Annotated in this window: 14 protein-coding genes and 1 pseudogene; 6 read left to right on the top strand and 9 right to left on the bottom strand. The window is 60.8% G+C overall.

Annotated elements, in window-relative coordinates; genetic code table 11:
- The first annotated feature begins 28 nt into the window (after positions 1–28).
- From dnaN to gyrB, 3 genes are read left to right on the top strand one after another with little or no spacing between them, the layout of a single operon-like run.
- A complete protein-coding gene (dnaN, locus tag C8K61_RS05740; protein ID WP_108095239.1) occupies positions 29–1,132 on the top strand; it encodes a DNA polymerase III subunit beta in 1,104 nt (367 codons plus the stop codon).
- A gap of 17 nt (positions 1,133–1,149) precedes the next feature.
- Positions 1,150–2,253, top strand: coding sequence for a DNA replication/repair protein RecF (recF, locus tag C8K61_RS05735; protein WP_108095238.1), 1,104 nt, complete (start codon positions 1,150–1,152; stop codon positions 2,251–2,253).
- 4 nt (positions 2,254–2,257) lie between these two features.
- Entirely contained in the window at positions 2,258–4,675 is a 2,418-nt protein-coding gene (gene gyrB, locus C8K61_RS05730; RefSeq protein WP_108095237.1) for a DNA topoisomerase (ATP-hydrolyzing) subunit B, read from the top strand.
- A 97-nt stretch (positions 4,676–4,772) separates the two neighbouring features.
- Here gyrB and phoA read toward each other — a convergent pair whose 3' ends face one another.
- The 5 genes from phoA to glyQ form a co-directional block, all read right to left on the bottom strand.
- Positions 4,773–6,212: an alkaline phosphatase gene (gene phoA / locus C8K61_RS05725; protein WP_108095236.1), complete on the bottom strand. Its 1,440-nt coding sequence runs from the start codon at positions 6,210–6,212 to the stop codon at positions 4,773–4,775.
- Positions 6,213–6,431: 219 nt separating this feature from the next.
- On the bottom strand, positions 6,432–7,205 hold the full coding sequence (locus C8K61_RS05715; protein WP_108095234.1) for a 1-acyl-sn-glycerol-3-phosphate acyltransferase: 774 nt from the start codon (positions 7,203–7,205) through the stop codon (positions 6,432–6,434).
- A gap of 30 nt (positions 7,206–7,235) precedes the next feature.
- Positions 7,236–7,772, bottom strand: coding sequence for a D-glycero-beta-D-manno-heptose 1,7-bisphosphate 7-phosphatase (gmhB, locus tag C8K61_RS05710; RefSeq protein ID WP_108095233.1), 537 nt, complete (start codon positions 7,770–7,772; stop codon positions 7,236–7,238).
- Positions 7,773–7,775: 3 nt separating this feature from the next.
- On the bottom strand, positions 7,776–9,830 hold the full coding sequence (gene glyS, locus C8K61_RS05705; protein WP_108095232.1) for a glycine--tRNA ligase subunit beta: 2,055 nt from the start codon (positions 9,828–9,830) through the stop codon (positions 7,776–7,778).
- Positions 9,827–10,774, bottom strand: coding sequence for a glycine--tRNA ligase subunit alpha (gene glyQ, locus C8K61_RS05700; RefSeq protein WP_108095231.1), 948 nt, complete (start codon positions 10,772–10,774; stop codon positions 9,827–9,829). The genes glyS and glyQ overlap by 4 nt, the downstream gene beginning before the upstream one ends.
- 90 nt (positions 10,775–10,864) lie before the next feature.
- Between glyQ and C8K61_RS05695 the strand changes: the two genes are divergently transcribed.
- From C8K61_RS05695 to C8K61_RS05685, 3 genes are all read left to right on the top strand, one after another.
- Positions 10,865–11,419 carry a DNA-3-methyladenine glycosylase I gene (locus tag C8K61_RS05695; RefSeq protein ID WP_108095230.1) on the top strand — a complete coding sequence of 185 codons (555 nt, stop codon included), beginning with the start codon at positions 10,865–10,867 and terminating at the stop codon, positions 11,417–11,419.
- Between the two features lie 148 nt (positions 11,420–11,567).
- Positions 11,568–12,455 (top strand): lysophospholipid acyltransferase, encoded by an 888-nt coding sequence (locus C8K61_RS05690; protein WP_108095229.1) that lies wholly within the window; start codon positions 11,568–11,570, stop codon positions 12,453–12,455.
- A gap of 59 nt (positions 12,456–12,514) precedes the next feature.
- Entirely contained in the window at positions 12,515–12,784 is a 270-nt protein-coding gene (locus C8K61_RS05685; RefSeq protein ID WP_108095228.1) for a PilZ domain-containing protein, read from the top strand.
- A gap of 31 nt (positions 12,785–12,815) precedes the next feature.
- On the opposite strand, the pseudogene C8K61_RS05680 reads toward C8K61_RS05685, so the two are convergent.
- From C8K61_RS05680 to fmt, 4 genes and pseudogenes are all read right to left on the bottom strand, one after another.
- Positions 12,816–13,133, bottom strand: a pseudogene (locus C8K61_RS05680) (tetratricopeptide repeat protein).
- 15 nt (positions 13,134–13,148) lie between these two features.
- The gene (gene trkA, locus C8K61_RS05675; protein WP_108095227.1) at positions 13,149–14,522 is read right to left on the bottom strand and encodes a Trk system potassium transporter TrkA; all 1,374 of its coding nucleotides are present in this window, start codon (positions 14,520–14,522) and stop codon (positions 13,149–13,151) included.
- A gap of 62 nt (positions 14,523–14,584) precedes the next feature.
- A complete protein-coding gene (gene rsmB / locus C8K61_RS05670; protein ID WP_108095226.1) occupies positions 14,585–15,913 on the bottom strand; it encodes a 16S rRNA (cytosine(967)-C(5))-methyltransferase RsmB in 1,329 nt (442 codons plus the stop codon).
- Positions 15,910–16,860, bottom strand: coding sequence for a methionyl-tRNA formyltransferase (gene fmt, locus C8K61_RS05665; RefSeq protein ID WP_108095225.1), 951 nt, complete (start codon positions 16,858–16,860; stop codon positions 15,910–15,912). Before fmt ends, rsmB begins: the two co-directional genes overlap by 4 nt.
- Between the last annotated feature and the right edge of the window lie 83 nt (positions 16,861–16,943).

The following is a 16,943-nucleotide window of genomic DNA, read 5'->3' as shown; positions in this document are numbered from 1 at the left end:
GCAGCCCACGAGGCAAAGGGACGAGACCATGCATTTCACTATTCAACGCGAAGCCCTGTTGAAACCGTTGCAACTGGTCGCTGGCGTAGTTGAACGCCGGCAGACGCTGCCGGTGCTGTCTAACGTGCTGCTGGTGGTCGAAGGCCAGCAGCTGTCGCTGACCGGTACTGACCTTGAGGTCGAACTGGTTGGGCGCGTGACGTTGGAAGAGCCGGCTGAGTCTGGCGAAATCACCGTACCGGCGCGCAAGCTGATGGACATCTGCAAGAGCCTGCCGAACGACGCGTTGATCGATATCCGTGTTGATGACACCAAGCTGGTGGTCAAGGCTGGCCGTAGCCGCTTCACCCTTTCCACCCTGCCTGCCAACGACTTCCCGACTGTGGAAGAGGGCCCGGGTTCGTTCACCTTTACCCTGGTGCAAAGCAAACTGCGTCGCCTGATTGAGCGCACCAGTTTCGCCATGGCGCAGCAGGATGTTCGCTATTACCTGAACGGTATGTTGATCGAAGTGCAGACTGGCGTATTGCGCGCTGTGGCTACCGACGGTCACCGTTTGGCGATGTGCTCGATGGAAGCGGGTATCGAACAGGCAGACCGTCACCAGGTCATCGTGCCGCGCAAAGGTATTCTCGAACTGGCGCGTCTGCTCACTGAGCAAGATGGCACTGTCGATATCGTTCTTGGCCAACACCACATCCGCGCCACTACGGGTGAGTTCACTTTCACCTCGAAGCTGGTCGATGGCAAATTCCCTGACTACGAGCGTGTGCTGCCTAAAGGTGGCGACAAGTTGGTGTTGGGTGACCGTCAGGCCCTGCGCGAAGCGTTCAGCCGCACTGCGATTCTCTCCAACGAGAAGTACCGTGGTATCCGTCTGCAGCTGGCTAACAGCTTGCTGAAGATCCAAGCGAACAACCCGGAGCAGGAAGAAGCGGAAGAAGAAGTGGCCGTTGACTATAACGGTGGTTCGCTGGAGATCGGCTTCAACGTCAGCTACCTGCTCGACGTACTGGGCGTGATGACTACTGAACAGGTGCGTCTGATTCTGTCCGATTCCAACAGCAGTGCGCTGGTTCAGGAATCGGACAACGATGATTCCGCCTACGTTGTCATGCCGATGCGCCTCTGACCCTGAATCGAGTCTAGATGTCCCTCAGTCGCGTCACGGTCACCGCGGTGCGCAATCTGCACCCGGTGACCCTCTCCCCCTCCCCCCGCATCAATATCCTTTCTGGCGCTAACGGCAGCGGTAAAACCAGCCTGCTCGAAGCCATTCACCTGCTTGGTTTAGCCCGATCCTTTCGTAGCGCTCGGTTGTTGCCGGTTATCCAGTACGAACAGGAAGCCTGCACGGTTTTCGGCCAAGTGGAACTGGCTGAAGGCGGTCAGAGCAATCTGGGTGTATCCCGTGACCGTCAGGGTGAATTCCAGATTCGTATTGATGGTCAGAACGCGCGCAGCGCTGCACAGCTTGCCGAAACGTTGCCGTTACAGGTGATCAACCCGGATAGCTTTCGCCTTCTGGAAGGTGCTCCGAAGATTCGTCGGCAGTTTCTGGATTGGGGAGTGTTCCACGTGGAACCTCGTTTTATGCCGGCCTGGCAGAGGCTCCAGAAGGCCCTGCGGCAGCGAAACTCATGGCTGCGGCATGGTACACTTGACGCCGCTTCGCAGGCGGCCTGGGACCGCGAGTTGTGCCTTGCCAGCGATGAAATCGATGGCTACCGCCGCAGCTATATCCAGGCGCTTAAACCGGTTTTCGAAGAGGTACTTCGTGAGTTGGTGGAGCTCGAGGGACTGACCCTCAGTTACTACCGCGGGTGGGATAAAGATCGGGAATTGCAGACTGTGCTGAGCACCACGCTTCAGCGCGACCAGCAGCTCGGCCATACCCAAGCCGGTCCGCAACGTGCGGATTTGCGCCTGCGTTTGGGGGCGCATAACGCCGCCGAAATTCTTTCGCGGGGCCAGCAGAAGTTAGTGGTATGCGCCCTGCGAATTGCCCAAGGGCATTTGGTTAGCCAGGCACGACGTGGCCAGTGTATTTATCTGGTGGATGACTTGCCGTCTGAACTGGACGAGCAGCACCGAAAAGCGTTGTGTCGTTTATTAGAAGATTTGAACTGCCAGGTTTTTATTACCTGTGTAGACCATGAATTGTTGCGGGGTAGCTGGCGCACGGATACGCCGGTATCCATGTTCCACGTGGAACATGGTTGTATCACCCAGACCCACGACCATCGGGAGTGAAGGCATGAGCGAAAATCAAACGTACGATTCGTCCAGCATCAAAGTGCTGAAAGGCCTGGACGCCGTACGCAAGCGGCCCGGTATGTATATCGGCGATACCGACGATGGTAGCGGTCTGCACCATATGGTTTTTGAGGTGGTCGACAACTCCATCGACGAAGCCCTGGCGGGCCACTGCGACGACATCAGCATCATCATCCACCCGGACGAATCCATCACCGTGCGCGACAACGGTCGCGGCATCCCGGTTGATGTGCACAAAGAAGAAGGTGTTTCCGCAGCCGAGGTCATCATGACCGTGCTGCACGCCGGCGGTAAGTTCGACGACAACTCCTATAAGGTGTCCGGCGGCCTGCACGGTGTAGGTGTTTCCGTAGTAAACGCCCTCTCCGAACTGTTGCTGCTGACCGTTCGCCGCAGCGGTAAAGTCTGGGAGCAAACCTACGTGCATGGCGTGCCTCAGGCTCCGATGCGCACCGTGGGTGACACCGATAAAACCGGTACCGAAATCCACTTCAAGCCGTCTGCAGAAACCTTCCAGAACATCCACTTCAGCTGGGACATTCTGGCCAAGCGCCTGCGTGAACTGTCCTTCCTCAACTCCGGTGTCGGCATCGTCCTCAAGGACGAGCGCAGCGGTAAGGAAGAGCTGTTCAAGTACGAAGGTGGTCTGCGTGCATTTGTTGAGTACCTGAACACCAACAAGACCGCGGTCAACCAGGTGTTTCACTTCAACGTCCAGCGCGACGATGGTGTGGGCGTGGAAGTGGCTCTGCAGTGGAACGACAGCTTCAACGAGAACCTGCTCTGCTTCACCAACAACATTCCTCAGCGTGACGGCGGTACCCACCTCGCTGGCTTCCGCTCGGCCCTGACCCGTAACCTGAACGCCTACATCGAACAGGAAGGTCTGGCCAAGAAACACAAGATCGCCACCACCGGTGACGATGCCCGTGAAGGCCTGACCGCAATCATTTCGGTGAAAGTACCGGACCCGAAATTCAGCTCGCAGACCAAAGACAAGCTGGTCTCCTCCGAGGTGAAAACCGCGGTCGAGCAAGAGATGGGCAAGTACTTCTCCGACTTCCTGTTGGAAAACCCCAACGAAGCCAAGGCTGTGGTCGGCAAGATGATCGACGCCGCACGTGCCCGTGAAGCGGCCCGTAAAGCGCGGGAAATGACCCGCCGTAAAGGTGCGCTGGATATCGCCGGCCTGCCGGGCAAACTGGCCGACTGCCAGGAAAAAGACCCTGCCCTCTCCGAACTGTACCTAGTGGAAGGGGACTCTGCTGGCGGCTCCGCCAAGCAGGGACGTAACCGCAAGACCCAAGCGATTCTGCCCCTCAAGGGTAAGATCCTGAACGTGGAACGTGCGCGCTTCGACCGCATGATTTCCTCGCAGGAAGTTGGCACGCTGATCACCGCCCTTGGCTGCGGTATCGGTCGTGACGAGTACAACATCGACAAACTGCGCTACCACAACATCATCATCATGACGGACGCCGACGTCGACGGCTCGCACATCCGTACGCTGCTGTTGACCTTCTTCTTCCGTCAGCTTCCTGAGCTGGTCGAGCGTGGCTACATCTATATCGCTCAGCCGCCGTTGTACAAAGTGAAGAAAGGCAAGCAGGAGCAGTACATCAAGGACGACGAGGCCATGGAGGAATACATGACCCAGTCGGCCCTTGAAGACGCCACCTTGCACGTTAACGAAAACGACCCGGGCATCGGCGGTGAGCCGCTGGAGCGCCTGGTCAACAACTACCGCATGGTGATGAAGACCCTCAAGCGCCTGTCGCGTATCTACCCGCAAGAGCTCACCGAGCACTTCGTGTACCTGCCGGCCGTAAGCCTGGACAATCTCAGCGACCAAGCGGGCATGCAGGCCTGGTTGGAGAAGCTCAACGAGCGTCTGCGCACCATGGAGAAGTCCGGCCTGGTGTACAAAACCAACCTGCGTGAAGACCAGGAACGTCACCTGTGGCTGCCGGAAGTCGAGCTGATTTCCCACGGTGTTTCCAACTTCGTCACCTTCAACCGCGACTTCTTCGCCAGTAACGACTACAAGACCGTTACCAGCCTCGGCGAGCAGCTCAACAGCTTGTTGGAAGAAGGCGCCTACGTGAAACGTGGCGAACGCAAGAAGCCGGTCGCTACCTTCAAAGAAGCGCTCACCTGGCTCCTGGCCGAGAGCACCAAGCGTCACAGCATCCAGCGCTATAAAGGGCTGGGCGAAATGAACCCGGACCAACTGTGGGAAACCACCATGGACCCGGATGCTCGCCGCATGCTGAAAGTGACCATCGAAGACGCCATCAGCGCCGACCAGATCTTCAATACCCTTATGGGGGATGAAGTGGAACCGCGTCGTGACTTCATCGAAGCCAACGCCTTGGCGGTGTCCAACCTGGACTTCTAAGCCCCGGTTTACACCGTATAAACAAAAACCCCAGCCGTGAGCTGGGGTTTTTGTTTTAAACGCGAATAACGGCCATCCCTGGCCGTTTAAACCCGCCTTACTTCAGACCCAGTGCATTGCGCATGGTGAAGTACAGGTCGGTTTGGTCGGTCAGGCCGGTAACGTTGGCCGCGTGCGGACCATAAGCCGCCACACGCAGTTGAGTACCGGTGTGTTCTTGCGAAGAGCCTTCTGAGTTGCCGTAGCTGACGGCCATCACGGCGCCGTCTTTAGTGTTCAGCGCCTGGGTCAGACCCGGAGCCGACGTTTCCAGGGCGACGATCTGGCTTGAGTGTGCGTGGTCAGCGGTAACGATCACCAAGGTGTTGCCGTCGGCTTTGGCGAAAGCCAGGGCCATCTGTACGGCTTCATCCAGGTCGACGGTTTCGCCAATCTGGCCGCATGGGTTGGCGGCGTGGTCCTGTTTGTCGATGGACGCGCCTTCAATCTGCAGGAAGAAACCGTTGCGGTTGTCTTTGAGCAGGTCGATGGCTTTGACGGTCATGTCTGCCAGGGTTGGCGTGCTGGCCGTGCGCGCGGCGTTTGGCTGGCAGGTGACCGGGGCCTGTGTCAGGTTACCGTGGTAGGTGGCAGTCGGGCCGATCCAGCGGGTGGGCATATTACCTGGCGAGAACAGACCAATCACCGGCTGCTTCTGGTTAGCGACACGGATTTTCTTCAGCGCGGCAGCGTCTTCAACCAGTACGAAGCCACGGGCAGCGGCTTGGTCGCGCAGGGTTTTGCCGGACCATTTACCAGCCTTGGCCACTTCCGCGAAGGTGGCGGCGCCACCACCCAGGGTGACGTCAGGACGCACGTTGAGCAGCTGCTCGGTGATCGAGCCGGCACCGCCCTTCTCCAAGGCATTGCTTGGACATTGCACGGAGGTGGCCACCGGGCCGTAGCATTTGCGTCCGGTGACGTGGGAGAACAAGGCGGCTGGGGTGGCGTCCTGCAGCTCGGCGGTGGAGACGTTGCCGGTGGCCATGCCACGCAGTTTGGCCAGCTCGAGGATGGTCTGGTGTGGCTTCTCGTGGATATCCACACCCAGCGCGCCGTTGTAGGTTTTAACCCCGGTGGACCAGGCGGTAGCGGAGGCTGCCGAGTCGGTCACGTAGTCCGGTTTGCCGGTGTCTTTGTGCAGGGCGTAGTGGGTGTATTGGCCAGTCAGTGGCAGTGCGTCGATGCCTTTGAAGTAGCCACCAGCGCCTTCGGCGTAGTTACGCGCCAGGGTGATTTCCGAGTCGCCCATGCCGTCGCCGATCAGCAGAATCACGTTCTTGGCTTTGCGGTCGGACAGCGAAGCTTTGATCGAGTCGGTCAGGTCACGGCCCACACGGCGAGCGCCGGCGTACTCGGTGATATCGCCGCGGGCTTCGCGGTTGTACAGGCTCTTGCTGACTTTTTCGTCATGGTCATGGGCAACGCTTGCGGTGGAGAACGACAGCAGCGCAGCAGAAACGGTGAGGGACAGGGCCAACGGTAAGGCAGTAGTCATCTGGAGAGTCCTTATGCAGATGGGCAGAAAAAGGAGGTGTTCTCGCGACTACTGCCAGCAACACTGGACCGACGAGATAAACAAGCAAACCGACAATAGGGATGCTTGGTTAACGTCGCGTGACAGCGCACCGAACAGTGGGGAATCTGTGATGGATTCGGCCAAATGCAAAAGCCCCAGCACGGTGGATGGGGCTTTTCTTTTTAAATCAGTTGGTTACTAGAGTTGAACCGGTGTTTCGCTGATGGGGTTGTCGCCATACAGCGCGCCCATGTCGCGTTGCGCCTGTTCAACCCAAGCGAATGCTCGCTCATTGAGTTCGGCAATCGCCCGTGGGCCCGTGCCTTCGGCGTACATCACGGGGCCGATCACCACCTGGATGGTGCCCGGGGTTTTTCCCCAGCCCTGCTTGGGCCAGAACTCGCCAGCGTTGTGGGCAATCGGCAGCACCGGCAGGTTGGCGTTGACTGCCAGCGCGGTGCCGCCGCGGGAGAACTTGCCTATCTGCCCTGCCGGAACACGGGTGCCTTCCGGAAAAATCAGCACCCAGATGTTCTGCTGCAGACGCTCGTGGCCCTGTTTGGCCAGCTCCTTGAGTGCCGCTTTGGGGTTGTTGCGGTCGATGGCGATTGGCTTGAGCATGGCCATCGCCCAGCCAAAGAAGGGCACGTACAGCAGCTCGCGTTTCAGCACCTGGCTGAGCGGCGAGAAGTAACACGAGAGGAAGAAGGTTTCCCAGGTGCTCTGGTGTTTGGAGAGGATTACGCAAGGCTGCTTCGGCACATTCTCAGCGCCGTGCACCTCATAGCGGATGCCGAGCATGACGTCGGTCAGCTTCACCGCAAAGCGGCACCAGTTGACGTTGATAAAGCGGTAACGGGCTTCGAAGGATTGGAACGGTGCGATGAAGAAGCTCAGGCTGCACCAGAGCAAGGCGCTGACGCCGAGGAGGATATAGAAGAGGAAGATTCTGATGGCCAGCACGATCGACATTTAGCGTTATCCGTCGCGGGCAATCCCCGCCTATTGGGTGTGGAGTAACTGCGCGGCAACCGCCGCCAAATCGTCAAATATCAATGTCCCTTGCGGCAACTCGGTGCCCAGGGTCTTTTCACCTTTGCCGGTCTTCACCAACACAGGCTGACAATCGACGGCCAACGCCGCTTCCAGGTCACCTCGACTGTCACCAACAAACCATACGCCTGCAAGATTTGTGTCGTAATGCGCAGCGATGGTTTTCAGCATGCCGGGTTTGGGTTTGCGGCAATCGCATCCGTCATTCGGCCCATGTGGACAGTGCACCACCAGCCCCAGTTCACCACCCTGCTCCGCCACCAACTGACGCAGCCGCGCGTGCATCGAATCGAGCACGGCGGCGGTGTAATAACCGCGCGCCAGGCCCGACTGGTTAGTGGCAACCGCCACCGTCCAGCCGGCCTTGCTCAGTTGCGCAATGGCCTCGACGGCGCCGGGGAGTGGAATCCACTCCTCCAGCGTTTTGATGTAGGCGTCGGAGTCGTAATTGATCACCCCATCGCGGTCGAGTATCAGCAACTTCACGGCTTACCCCAGCAGCGAGATATCGGCGACGCCCAAGAACAGGCTGCGCAGTTTGGCCAACAGGGCATAACGGTTGGCGCGTACCGACGGGTCGTCAGCGTTGACCATGACCGCAGCGAAGAACGCGTCCACCGGCTCACGCAGCGCGGCCAATTGCGCCAGCGCCTCGCTGTACAGACGGGCTTGCGCCAAGGGCTGTACGGCGTGGTCGGCTTGCTGAATGGCGGCGTTGAGGGAGAACTCGCTGGGCGAATCGAAGTAGTGCGCCTCGATGTTCGCGGCAACGTTGCCCTCGGCCTTGCTCAGCAGGTTGGACACCCGCTTGTTAGCCGCCGCTAATGCTTCAGCTTCCGGCAACTTGCGGAAGGCCTGTACGGCTTGTACGCGCTGGTCGAAGTCCAGTGGCGAAACCGGGTTCACCGCGCGCACAGCCTGGTACACGGCGACTTCCACACCTTCGTCTTCATAACGCGCACGCAGGCGGTCGAAGATGAAGTCCTGTACCAGGGCAGCCAGACCGTCGGATTTGACCTTGGCGCCGAACTGCTCGATGGCGAAGGTGATGGTGGCTGCCAGGTCGAGGTCGAGTTTCTTCTCGATCAGGATGCGCAGAATGCCCAGCGCAGCGCGACGCAGTGCGTAGGGGTCTTTGCTACCGGTAGGCAGCATGCCGATGCCGAAGATGCCGACCAGGGTGTCGAGCTTGTCAGCAATGGCCACAGCCGAACCGGTGAGGGTGCTTGGCAATTCAGCGCCAGCGCCACGCGGCATGTATTGCTCGTTCAGCGCCAGGGCGACGTCTTCCGGCTCGCCGTCATTGAGGGCGTAGTAGTAGCCGGCGATGCCTTGCATCTCCGGGAACTCGCCGACCATTTCGGTGGCCAGGTCGCACTTGCTCAGCAGGCCCGCACGGGCAGCGCGATGGCTGTCGCCACCGATGCGCGCGGCGATAAATGCAGCCAGCAGCGACACACGCTCAGCTTTGTCGAATACCGAGCCCAATTGGGCCTGGAAGACTACGTTGGCCAGGCGGGTGTTGAAGCTGTCGAGCTTCTGCTTCTTGTCTTGCTTGAAGAAGAACTCGGCGTCAGTCAGGCGTGGGCGAACCACCTTCTCGTTGCCGGAAATGATCTGCGCGGGGTCTTTGCTTTCGACGTTGGCCACGGTGATGAAACGCGGCAGCAACTTGCCGTTGCCATCCAGCAGGCAGAAGTACTTCTGGTTGTCCTGCATGGTGGTGATCAGCGCTTCCTGCGGCACGGCGAGGAAACGTTCCTCGAACGAGCACACCAGCGGCACCGGCCACTCAACCAACGCGGTCACTTCATCGAGCAAGGCCGGCGGCACGATGGCAGTGCCCTGCTGCTCGGCAGCCAGGGTATCGACGCGTTTGCTGATCAGCGAACGACGCTCGGCGAAGTCGGCCAGCACATAAGCGCTGCGCAGGTCTTCGAGGTAGTTGGCTGGCGAGCTGATGCGCACGCTGTCCGGATGGTGGAAGCGGTGGCCGCGGGATTCGCGACCGGCTTTCTGCGCAAGGATTTCGCAGTCGACCACCTCGGCACCAAACAGCATCACCAACCACTGGGTCGGGCGCACGAATTCTTCTTTGCGCGCACCCCAGCGCATGCGCTTGGGAATCGGCAGGTCGTTCAGCGAGGCAGTCACGATGCCGGCCAGCAGGCCCACGGCCGGTTGGCCAGGGATGCTTTGGCTGAACTTCAACTTCGGGCCGCTGCGGTCGATGGCGGAGATGTCCACGCCGCATTTTTTCGCGAAGCCGAGAGCGGCTTGGGTCGGGTTGCCATCGGCGTCGAAGGCGGCCTGCACGGGCGGGCCGTCCAGGTTCACGCTGCGGTCCGGCTGCTGCACGGCCAGTTGATCGATGATCACCGCCAGGCGACGCGGCGCTGCGTAAACGCGACTGCCGCTGTAGCTCAGGCCGGCGCTTTTCAGGCCTTTTTCGATGCCGGCCAGAAAGGCGTCACCGAGGGTTTTCAGGGCTTTGGGTGGCAGCTCTTCGGTGCCCAGCTCTACCAGAAAATCGTGTGCACTCATTCTGCTGCCTCCAGCTTGGCCAATACTTCGTCGCGCAGATCCGGCGCCGCCATCGGGAAGCCGAGGCGCGCACGTGCCTGCAGGTAGCTCTGCGCTACCGAACGGGCCAGGGCCCGAACACGGAGGATGTATTGCTGACGGGCAGTCACCGAAATCGCGCGGCGAGCATCCAGCAGGTTGAAGGTGTGGGACGCCTTGAGCACCATTTCGTAGGTCGGCAGCGGCAGTTGCAGCTCGATCAGACGGTTGGCTTCGCTTTCATAGAAGTCGAACAGTTCGAACAGTTTGTCGACGTTGGCGTGTTCGAAGTTGTAGGTGGACTGCTCCACCTCGTTCTGATGGAACACGTCGCCGTAGGTGACCTTGCCGAACGGGCCGTCGGTCCATACCAGGTCGTAGACCGAGTCCACGCCCTGCAGGTACATGGCCAGGCGTTCCAGACCGTAAGTGATCTCGCCGGTCACCGGGTAGCACTCGATGCCGCCCACTTGCTGGAAGTAGGTGAACTGGGTGACTTCCATGCCATTGAGCCAGATTTCCCAGCCCAGACCCCAGGCGCCGAGGGTCGGCGATTCCCAGTTGTCTTCGACGAAACGGATGTCATGCACCAACGGATCGAGGCCGATGCGCTTCAGCGAGCCGAGGTAGAGCTCCTGGAAGTTGTCCGGATTCGGCTTGAGTACCACCTGGAACTGGTAGTAGTGCTGCAGACGGTTAGGGTTTTCGCCGTAGCGGCCATCACCGGGACGGCGGCTGGGTTGCACATAGGCGGCGTTCCAGGTTTCCGGGCCGACGGCGCGTAGAAACGTGGCGGTGTGGAAGGTGCCGGCGCCGACTTCCATATCGTAGGGCTGAAGCACCACACAACCTTGCTCGGCCCAATACTGTTGGAGGGCGAGGATCAAGTCTTGGAAGGTGCGCACGGCAGGCGTAGGCTGGCTCACTAATTTCACCTGTACTGAGGCTGCGACAGAAAGGGCGGGAGTATACCCGATTCACCCTGCAAACCACCCTCACCCTCCCCTAGGAGCCCTATGCCACGCTGCTTCTGGTGCAACGACGACCCGCTGTACATCACCTACCACGACCAGGAATGGGGCGTACCGCAACGAGATGCCGGGCACCTGTTCGAAATGCTCTTGCTCGAGGGCTTCCAGGCCGGGCTGTCGTGGATCACCGTATTAAAGAAGCGCGAGCGCTACCGCCAGGTGCTGTTCGGCTTTGATGCGCAGCGCCTGGCGCAGCTCAGCGATGAAGAAATCGAAGGGCTGATGCAAGACCCCGGCATCATCCGCAACCGCCTGAAGCTCAGGGCCGCCCGCAAGAATGCGCAGGCCTGGTTGCGGTTGCCGGACCCTGTAAGTTTTCTTTGGTCGTTTGTCGGTGGCATGCCCAAGGTCAATCACTTTCCTGGTCGCAGCCACGTGCCGGCAGTAACGCCGGAGGCGGAAGCCATGAGCAAGGCACTTAAAAAGGCAGGCTTCACCTTTGTCGGGCCGACCATCTGCTACGCCTTTATGCAGGCCACCGGCATGGTCATGGACCACACCCAGGATTGCAGTCGCTACCTCGACCTGTGCGGAACGTAGGGCGAATATCCGCAAAGCGGATATCCGCCGTTTCTGCGTCGATAGCAGCGGCGGATATCCCTGCCGGGATATTCGCCCTACGACACCTGTCCCCCGGGCGGTCTCCGATGGTTACAATGCGCCCCTGTTCGAATTCGGAGAGTGTCCGGTGGAGAAGTTCAAAGGTGCGTTGATCGTCGGCTTTCTGCGCCTGTTCGCCTTGTTGCCGTGGCGTGCAGTGCAAGGCCTGGGCGGGGCTATCGGGTGGCTGATGTGGCGCTTTCCCAACGGTTCGCGCAACGTCGCGGCCATCAACCTGAGCAAATGTTTCCCCGAGCTGGACGCTGCCGCCCACGACCGTCTGCTGAAAAAAAGCCTGATGGATATTGGCAGGACCCTCACCGAAAGCGCCTGTGCCTGGGTATGGCCCGCCGAGAAATCCCTCAGGCTGGTGCGCGAAGTCGAAGGCCTGGACGTGCTGCAGGCGGCCCTGGCCTCCGGCAAAGGTGTAGTTGGCATCACCAGCCATCTGGGCAACTGGGAAGTGCTCAATCACTTCTACTGCAACCAGTGCAAACCGATCATTTTCTACCGTCCGCCAAAGCTCAAAGCCGTCGATGATCTGCTGCGCAAACAACGCGTGCAGCTGGGCAACCGCGTCGCACCGTCGACCAAGGAAGGCATCCTCAGCGTCATCAAAGAAGTGCGCAAAGGCGGTTCCGTGGGCATTCCTGCCGACCCTGAGCCCAGCTTGTCCGCCGGCCTGTTCGTGCCCTTCTGCGGCATCCAGGCGCTGACCAGCAAGTTCGTGCCTGGCATGCTCGCCGGCGGCAAAGCGGTCGGCGTGTTCCTGCACGCGCTGCGTCTGGACGACGGCTCAGGCTACAAGGTGATTCTGGAAGCGGCGCCCGACGGCATGTACAGCCTCGACACTCAAGAGGCAGTGGCTGCTATGAGCCAAGTCGTCGAGCGTTATGTGCGGGCTTACCCCAGCCAGTACATGTGGACCATGAAGCGTTTCAAGAAGCGCCCGGAAGGCGAGAAGAAGTGGTATTGATGCGCCGCCGGATAGCTATTACTGTCTGAGCACCGACGCCCGGACATGACAGGATAAGCATGGATAACAAGCGCGAGTTCCGCCGCAGCCCCCTCAAGGTTCAGTTGCGCATCGATCATCCGGTGCACGGCCAAATGATGGTGACTACCCGCGACATTTCCGAGAGTGGCGTATTTGTGGTGATCGATGATGCGCGGAGTCTGCTGAACATCGGCGAAGTGTTCACCGGTCAGGTTCAGGGACTGCCGGTAGAAGCCCCCGTGGTGCGCCTGGAAGTGGTGCGTTTCGAACCCAGCGGTGTTGGCTTGATCTTTCAGCAGGATGCCTAACGCCGCAGGCGCAGCCCGAACACGGTGGAGTTCAGCCCTTCGCGGCTTTATCCAGCTTGCGCAAAAACACGCTCATTTCCTTTTCCGCCTGCTTGTCGCCGTGCCCCTGCGCGGCGCTGATGCCCTGCTCCCACGCCTGGCGCGCCGCCGCCGAGTTATCCAGCCCAAGTTGCGCTTTGCCTAACAGCTTCCACGCCGCCGACTAATTCGGGTCGAACTCGACACAGCGTTGCAGGTGTTCGGCCGCTTTGGCGGGGTCATCCAGATCGAGATAACCCTTGCCCAAACCGAAGCGCAGCAGGGCATTGTCGATGCCTTTGCCGAGCATTTTTTCCAGGGAATCGAGCATCAGTTTCTCGCCTTATCAGAAGAAGGTCAGGCCGACCTGGAACAGGCGCTCGACATCGCGGATGTACTTCTTGTCCACCAGAAACAGAATCACGTGGTCGCCGGACTCGATCACCGTGTCGTCGTGGGCGATCAACACCTCTTCATCACGTACCAGGGCGCCGATGGTGGTACCCGGTGGCAGGGCGATGTCTTCGATGGCGCGGCCGATGACCTTGCTCGACTTCGCATCGCCGTGGGCAATTGCCTCGATGGCTTCTGCTGCACCACGGCGCAGTGAGTGCACGCTGACGATATCGCCGCGGCGCACGTGGGCGAGCAAGGTGCCGATGGTGGCGAGCTGCGGGCTGATGGCGATATCGATTTCGCCGCCCTGCACCAGGTCGACGTAGGCGGGGTTGTTGATCAGCGTCATCACCTTGCGCGCGCCCAGGCGCTTGGCCAACAGCGAGGACATGATGTTGGCTTCGTCATCGTTGGTCAGCGACAGGAAGATGTCGGCGTCGCTGATGTTCTCTTCCACCAACAGGTCGCGGTCCGACGCGCTGCCCTGCAGCACGATGGTGCTGTCCAGGGTTTCGGAGAGATACCGGCAACGCGCCGGATTCATCTCGATGATTTTTACCTGGTAGCGGCTTTCGATGGCCTCGGCCAGGCGCTCGCCAATGTGCCCGCCGCCGGCAATGACGATGCGTTTGTTGTTGTCCTCAAGGCGGCGCATTTCACTCATCACCGCGCGAATGTGCGCTTTGGCGGCGATGAAAAATACCTCGTCATCGGCTTCGATCACGGTGTCGCCACGGGGCAGAATCGGCCGGTCGCGGCGGAAGATCGCGGCGACGCGGGTATCGACATTGGGCATGTGCTCGCGCAACTGGCGCAGCTGCTGGCCCACCAGTGGGCCGCCGTAGTAGGCCTTCACCGCGACGAGCTGGGCCTTGCCTTCGGCGAAGTCGATCACTTGCAGGGCGCCAGGATGTTCGATCAGGCGCTTGATGTAGTTGGTCACCACCTGTTCCGGGCTGATCAGCACGTCGACCGGAATGGCGTCGTTATCGAACAGGCCGGAGCGGGTCAGGTAAGCCGCTTCGCGCACGCGGGCAATCTTGGTCGGGGTGTGGAACAGGGTGTAGGCCACCTGGCAGGCGACCATGTTCACTTCATCGCTGTTGGTCACCGCCACCAGCATGTCGGCGTCGTCGGCGCCGGCCTGGCGCAGTACGGTGGGAAACGAACCCTTGCCTTGAATGGTGCGGATATCCAGGCGGTCACCGAGGTCACGCAGGCGGTCGCCGTCGGTGTCGATCACGGTGATGTCGTTGTGCTCGCTGGCGAGGTGTTCAGCCAGGGTGCCGCCGACCTGACCGGCGCCGAGAATAATGATCTTCATCCGTGTGTATCCCTAGACCTACAGTGAGCGGCCCCGAAAATAGCAGACCTGCGCAGGCGCCACTAGCTGCGTGGCGCGGCGGCGATCTTGATCAGTTTGGCGTAGTAAAAGCCGTCGTGCCCGCCCTCTTGCGCCAGCAACTGACGGCCATGGGGCTGCTTCAAGCCCGGCGGTTGCTGGCCCAACTGGCCGGCGATATCCAGCTCGCGGGCGCCGGGGGTGCGGGCGAGAAAGGCACCGACCACTTCGGTATTTTCGGTTGGCAAGGTCGAGCAGGTGGCGTACACCAGCACACCGCCGACTTCGAGGGTCGGCCACAGCGCATCGAGCAGTTCGCCCTGGAGTGCGGCCAGGGGCGCAATGTCGTCGGCCTGGCGGGTCAGTTTGATATCCGGATGGCGGCGGATCACCCCGGTGGCTGAGCACGGCGCGTCGAGCAGGATGCGCTGGAACGGTTTGCCGTCCCACCACACGTCAACCTGCCGGGCATCGGCAGCAATCAGTTCGGCACTCAGACCCAGGCGTTCAAGGTTTTCCTTCACCCGCACCAGGCGCTTGGCTTCGAGGTCTACCGCTACCACGCCAGCCAGCGCCGGTTCGGCTTCCAGCAGGTGGCAGGTTTTACCGCCCGGGGCGCAGCAGGCATCCAGCACCCGTTGGCCGGGGGCCAGGTCGAGCAGGTCGGCGGCTAGCTGTGCGGCTTCGTCCTGCACGCTCACCCGCCCTTCAGCAAAGCCAGGCAAGGTGGTGACGTCACAGGCTTCGGCCAGCACGATGCCGTCACGGCTGAAGGTGCAGGCGCTGGCTGCAAAGCCTACGCGTTGCAGTTCGGCCAGGTAAGCGTCGCGGCTGCCGTGGCGGCGGTTGACCCGCAGAATCAACGGCGGGTGGGCGTTGTTGGCGGCGCAGATGGCTTCCCAGTGTTCCGGCCAGAACGCTTTCAGGGCTTTTTGCAGCCAGCGCGGGTGCGCGGTGCGAGCCATCGGGTCGTGGTCGATTTCTACCAGTAAGGCTTCAGCTTCTCGCTGAGCTCGGCGCAGCACGGCGTTGAGCAGACCCTTGGCCCACGGCTTTTTGAGTTTTTCCGCAGCGCCGACGGTTTCACCAATCGCCGCGTGTGCCGGAATACGGGTGTACAGCAACTGATACAGGCCCACCAGCAACAGCGCTTCGACGTCGCGGTCGGCAGCCTTGAAGGGCTTTTGCAGCAGGCGTTCGGCCAAGGCGCTGAGGCGTGGTTGCCAACGTGCGGTGCCGAACGCCAGGTCCTGAGTCAGACCTTTGTCGCGCGCTTCAACCTTATCCAGTTGTTTGGGCAGCGAGCTGTTCAGCGACGCCTTGCCCGACAGCACCGTGGCCAGGGCATTGGCCGCCGCCAGACGAGGATTCAAGCGCCGGCTCCCAGCACAGTGCCCACGGCAAATTGCTCACGGCGGCTATTGAACAGATCGGCGAAGTTCAGCGCCTTGCCACCGGGCAGTTGCAGGCGGGTCAGGCGCATAGCGCTGTCGCCACAGGCGACCACTAAACCGTCGCGGCTCGCGTGCAGGACTTCTCCTGGCGCACCGTGGCCCTCCGTCGGTTGTGCGGCCAGCACTTTCAGCGCTTCGCCATTCAATGTGCTGTGGCAAATCGGCCAGGGATTGAAGGCGCGGATCAGGCGCTCCAGTTCGACGGCCGGGCGGTTCCAGTCCAGGCGCGCTTCATCTTTATTGAGCTTGTGGGCGTAAGTGGCCAGGTCGTTGTTCTGTACTTCGCCATGCAGGGTGCCGGCAGCCAGACCTTCGATGGCCTGCAGCACGGCAGGTGGGCCGAGTTCGGCGAGGCGGTCGTGCAGGCTGCCGCCGGTGTCGTCGCTGCTGATCGCGGTGCTGACTTTCAGCAGCATCGGGCCGGTGTCCAGGCCGGCTTCCATCTGCATCACGGTCACGCCGCTTTCGGCATCACCGGCTTGCACGGCGCGCTGAATTGGCGCCGCACCGCGCCAGCGTGGCAGCAACGAAGCATGGCTGTTGATGCAACCCAGACGCGGGGTATCGAGCACCACTTGCGGCAGGATCAGGCCATAGGCGACCACCACCATCAGATCGGCATTCAGGCTGGCCAGCTCGGTTTGGGCGGCGGGGTCGCGCAGGGTCGGCGGCTGCAGCACCGGAATGTCGTGTTCCAGCGCCAGTTGCTTGACCGGGCTGGGCATCAGTTTTTGCCCACGGCCGGCCGGGCGATCCGGCTGGGTGTAAACCGCCACAATCTGGTGCTGGCTGGCGAGCAGGGCTTTGAGGTGTTCGGCGGCAAATTCGGGCGTGCCGGCGAATACGAGGCGCAGTGCTTGGCTCATGGCGGGGCTCACTTAATGCTGAAAAGAAAAAGGCTTGCCGGGCAAACCGTGTGAAAAACTACTGCGCTCGGCTAGGCAGCGTT

This window comes from Pseudomonas sp. GV071 (genome assembly GCF_003050835.1).
Lineage (GTDB): Bacteria > Pseudomonadota > Gammaproteobacteria > Pseudomonadales > Pseudomonadaceae > Aquipseudomonas.
Note: the sequence above shows the minus strand (reverse complement) of the source record. Positions and strands in the feature narration are given on the sequence as shown.

What these genes read in the sequence shown, in the direction of transcription:
- C8K61_RS05685 (WP_108095228.1), top strand. Translation starts at nt 12,515, where the DNA reads ATGGATAACAAGCGCGAGTTCCGCCGCAGCCCCCTCAAGGTTCAGTTG.
- dnaN (WP_108095239.1), top strand. Translation starts at nt 29, where the DNA reads ATGCATTTCACTATTCAACGCGAAGCCCTGTTGAAACCGTTGCAACTG.
- recF (WP_108095238.1), top strand. Translation starts at nt 1,150, where the DNA reads ATGTCCCTCAGTCGCGTCACGGTCACCGCGGTGCGCAATCTGCACCCG.
- C8K61_RS05695 (WP_108095230.1), top strand. Translation starts at nt 10,865, where the DNA reads ATGCCACGCTGCTTCTGGTGCAACGACGACCCGCTGTACATCACCTAC.
- fmt (WP_108095225.1), bottom strand. Translation starts at nt 16,860, where the DNA reads ATGAGCCAAGCACTGCGCCTCGTATTCGCCGGCACGCCCGAATTTGCC.
- trkA (WP_108095227.1), bottom strand. Translation starts at nt 14,522, where the DNA reads ATGAAGATCATTATTCTCGGCGCCGGTCAGGTCGGCGGCACCCTGGCT.
- glyS (WP_108095232.1), bottom strand. Translation starts at nt 9,830, where the DNA reads ATGAGTGCACACGATTTTCTGGTAGAGCTGGGCACCGAAGAGCTGCCA.
- gyrB (WP_108095237.1), top strand. Translation starts at nt 2,258, where the DNA reads ATGAGCGAAAATCAAACGTACGATTCGTCCAGCATCAAAGTGCTGAAA.
- C8K61_RS05715 (WP_108095234.1), bottom strand. Translation starts at nt 7,205, where the DNA reads ATGTCGATCGTGCTGGCCATCAGAATCTTCCTCTTCTATATCCTCCTC.
- phoA (WP_108095236.1), bottom strand. Translation starts at nt 6,212, where the DNA reads ATGACTACTGCCTTACCGTTGGCCCTGTCCCTCACCGTTTCTGCTGCG.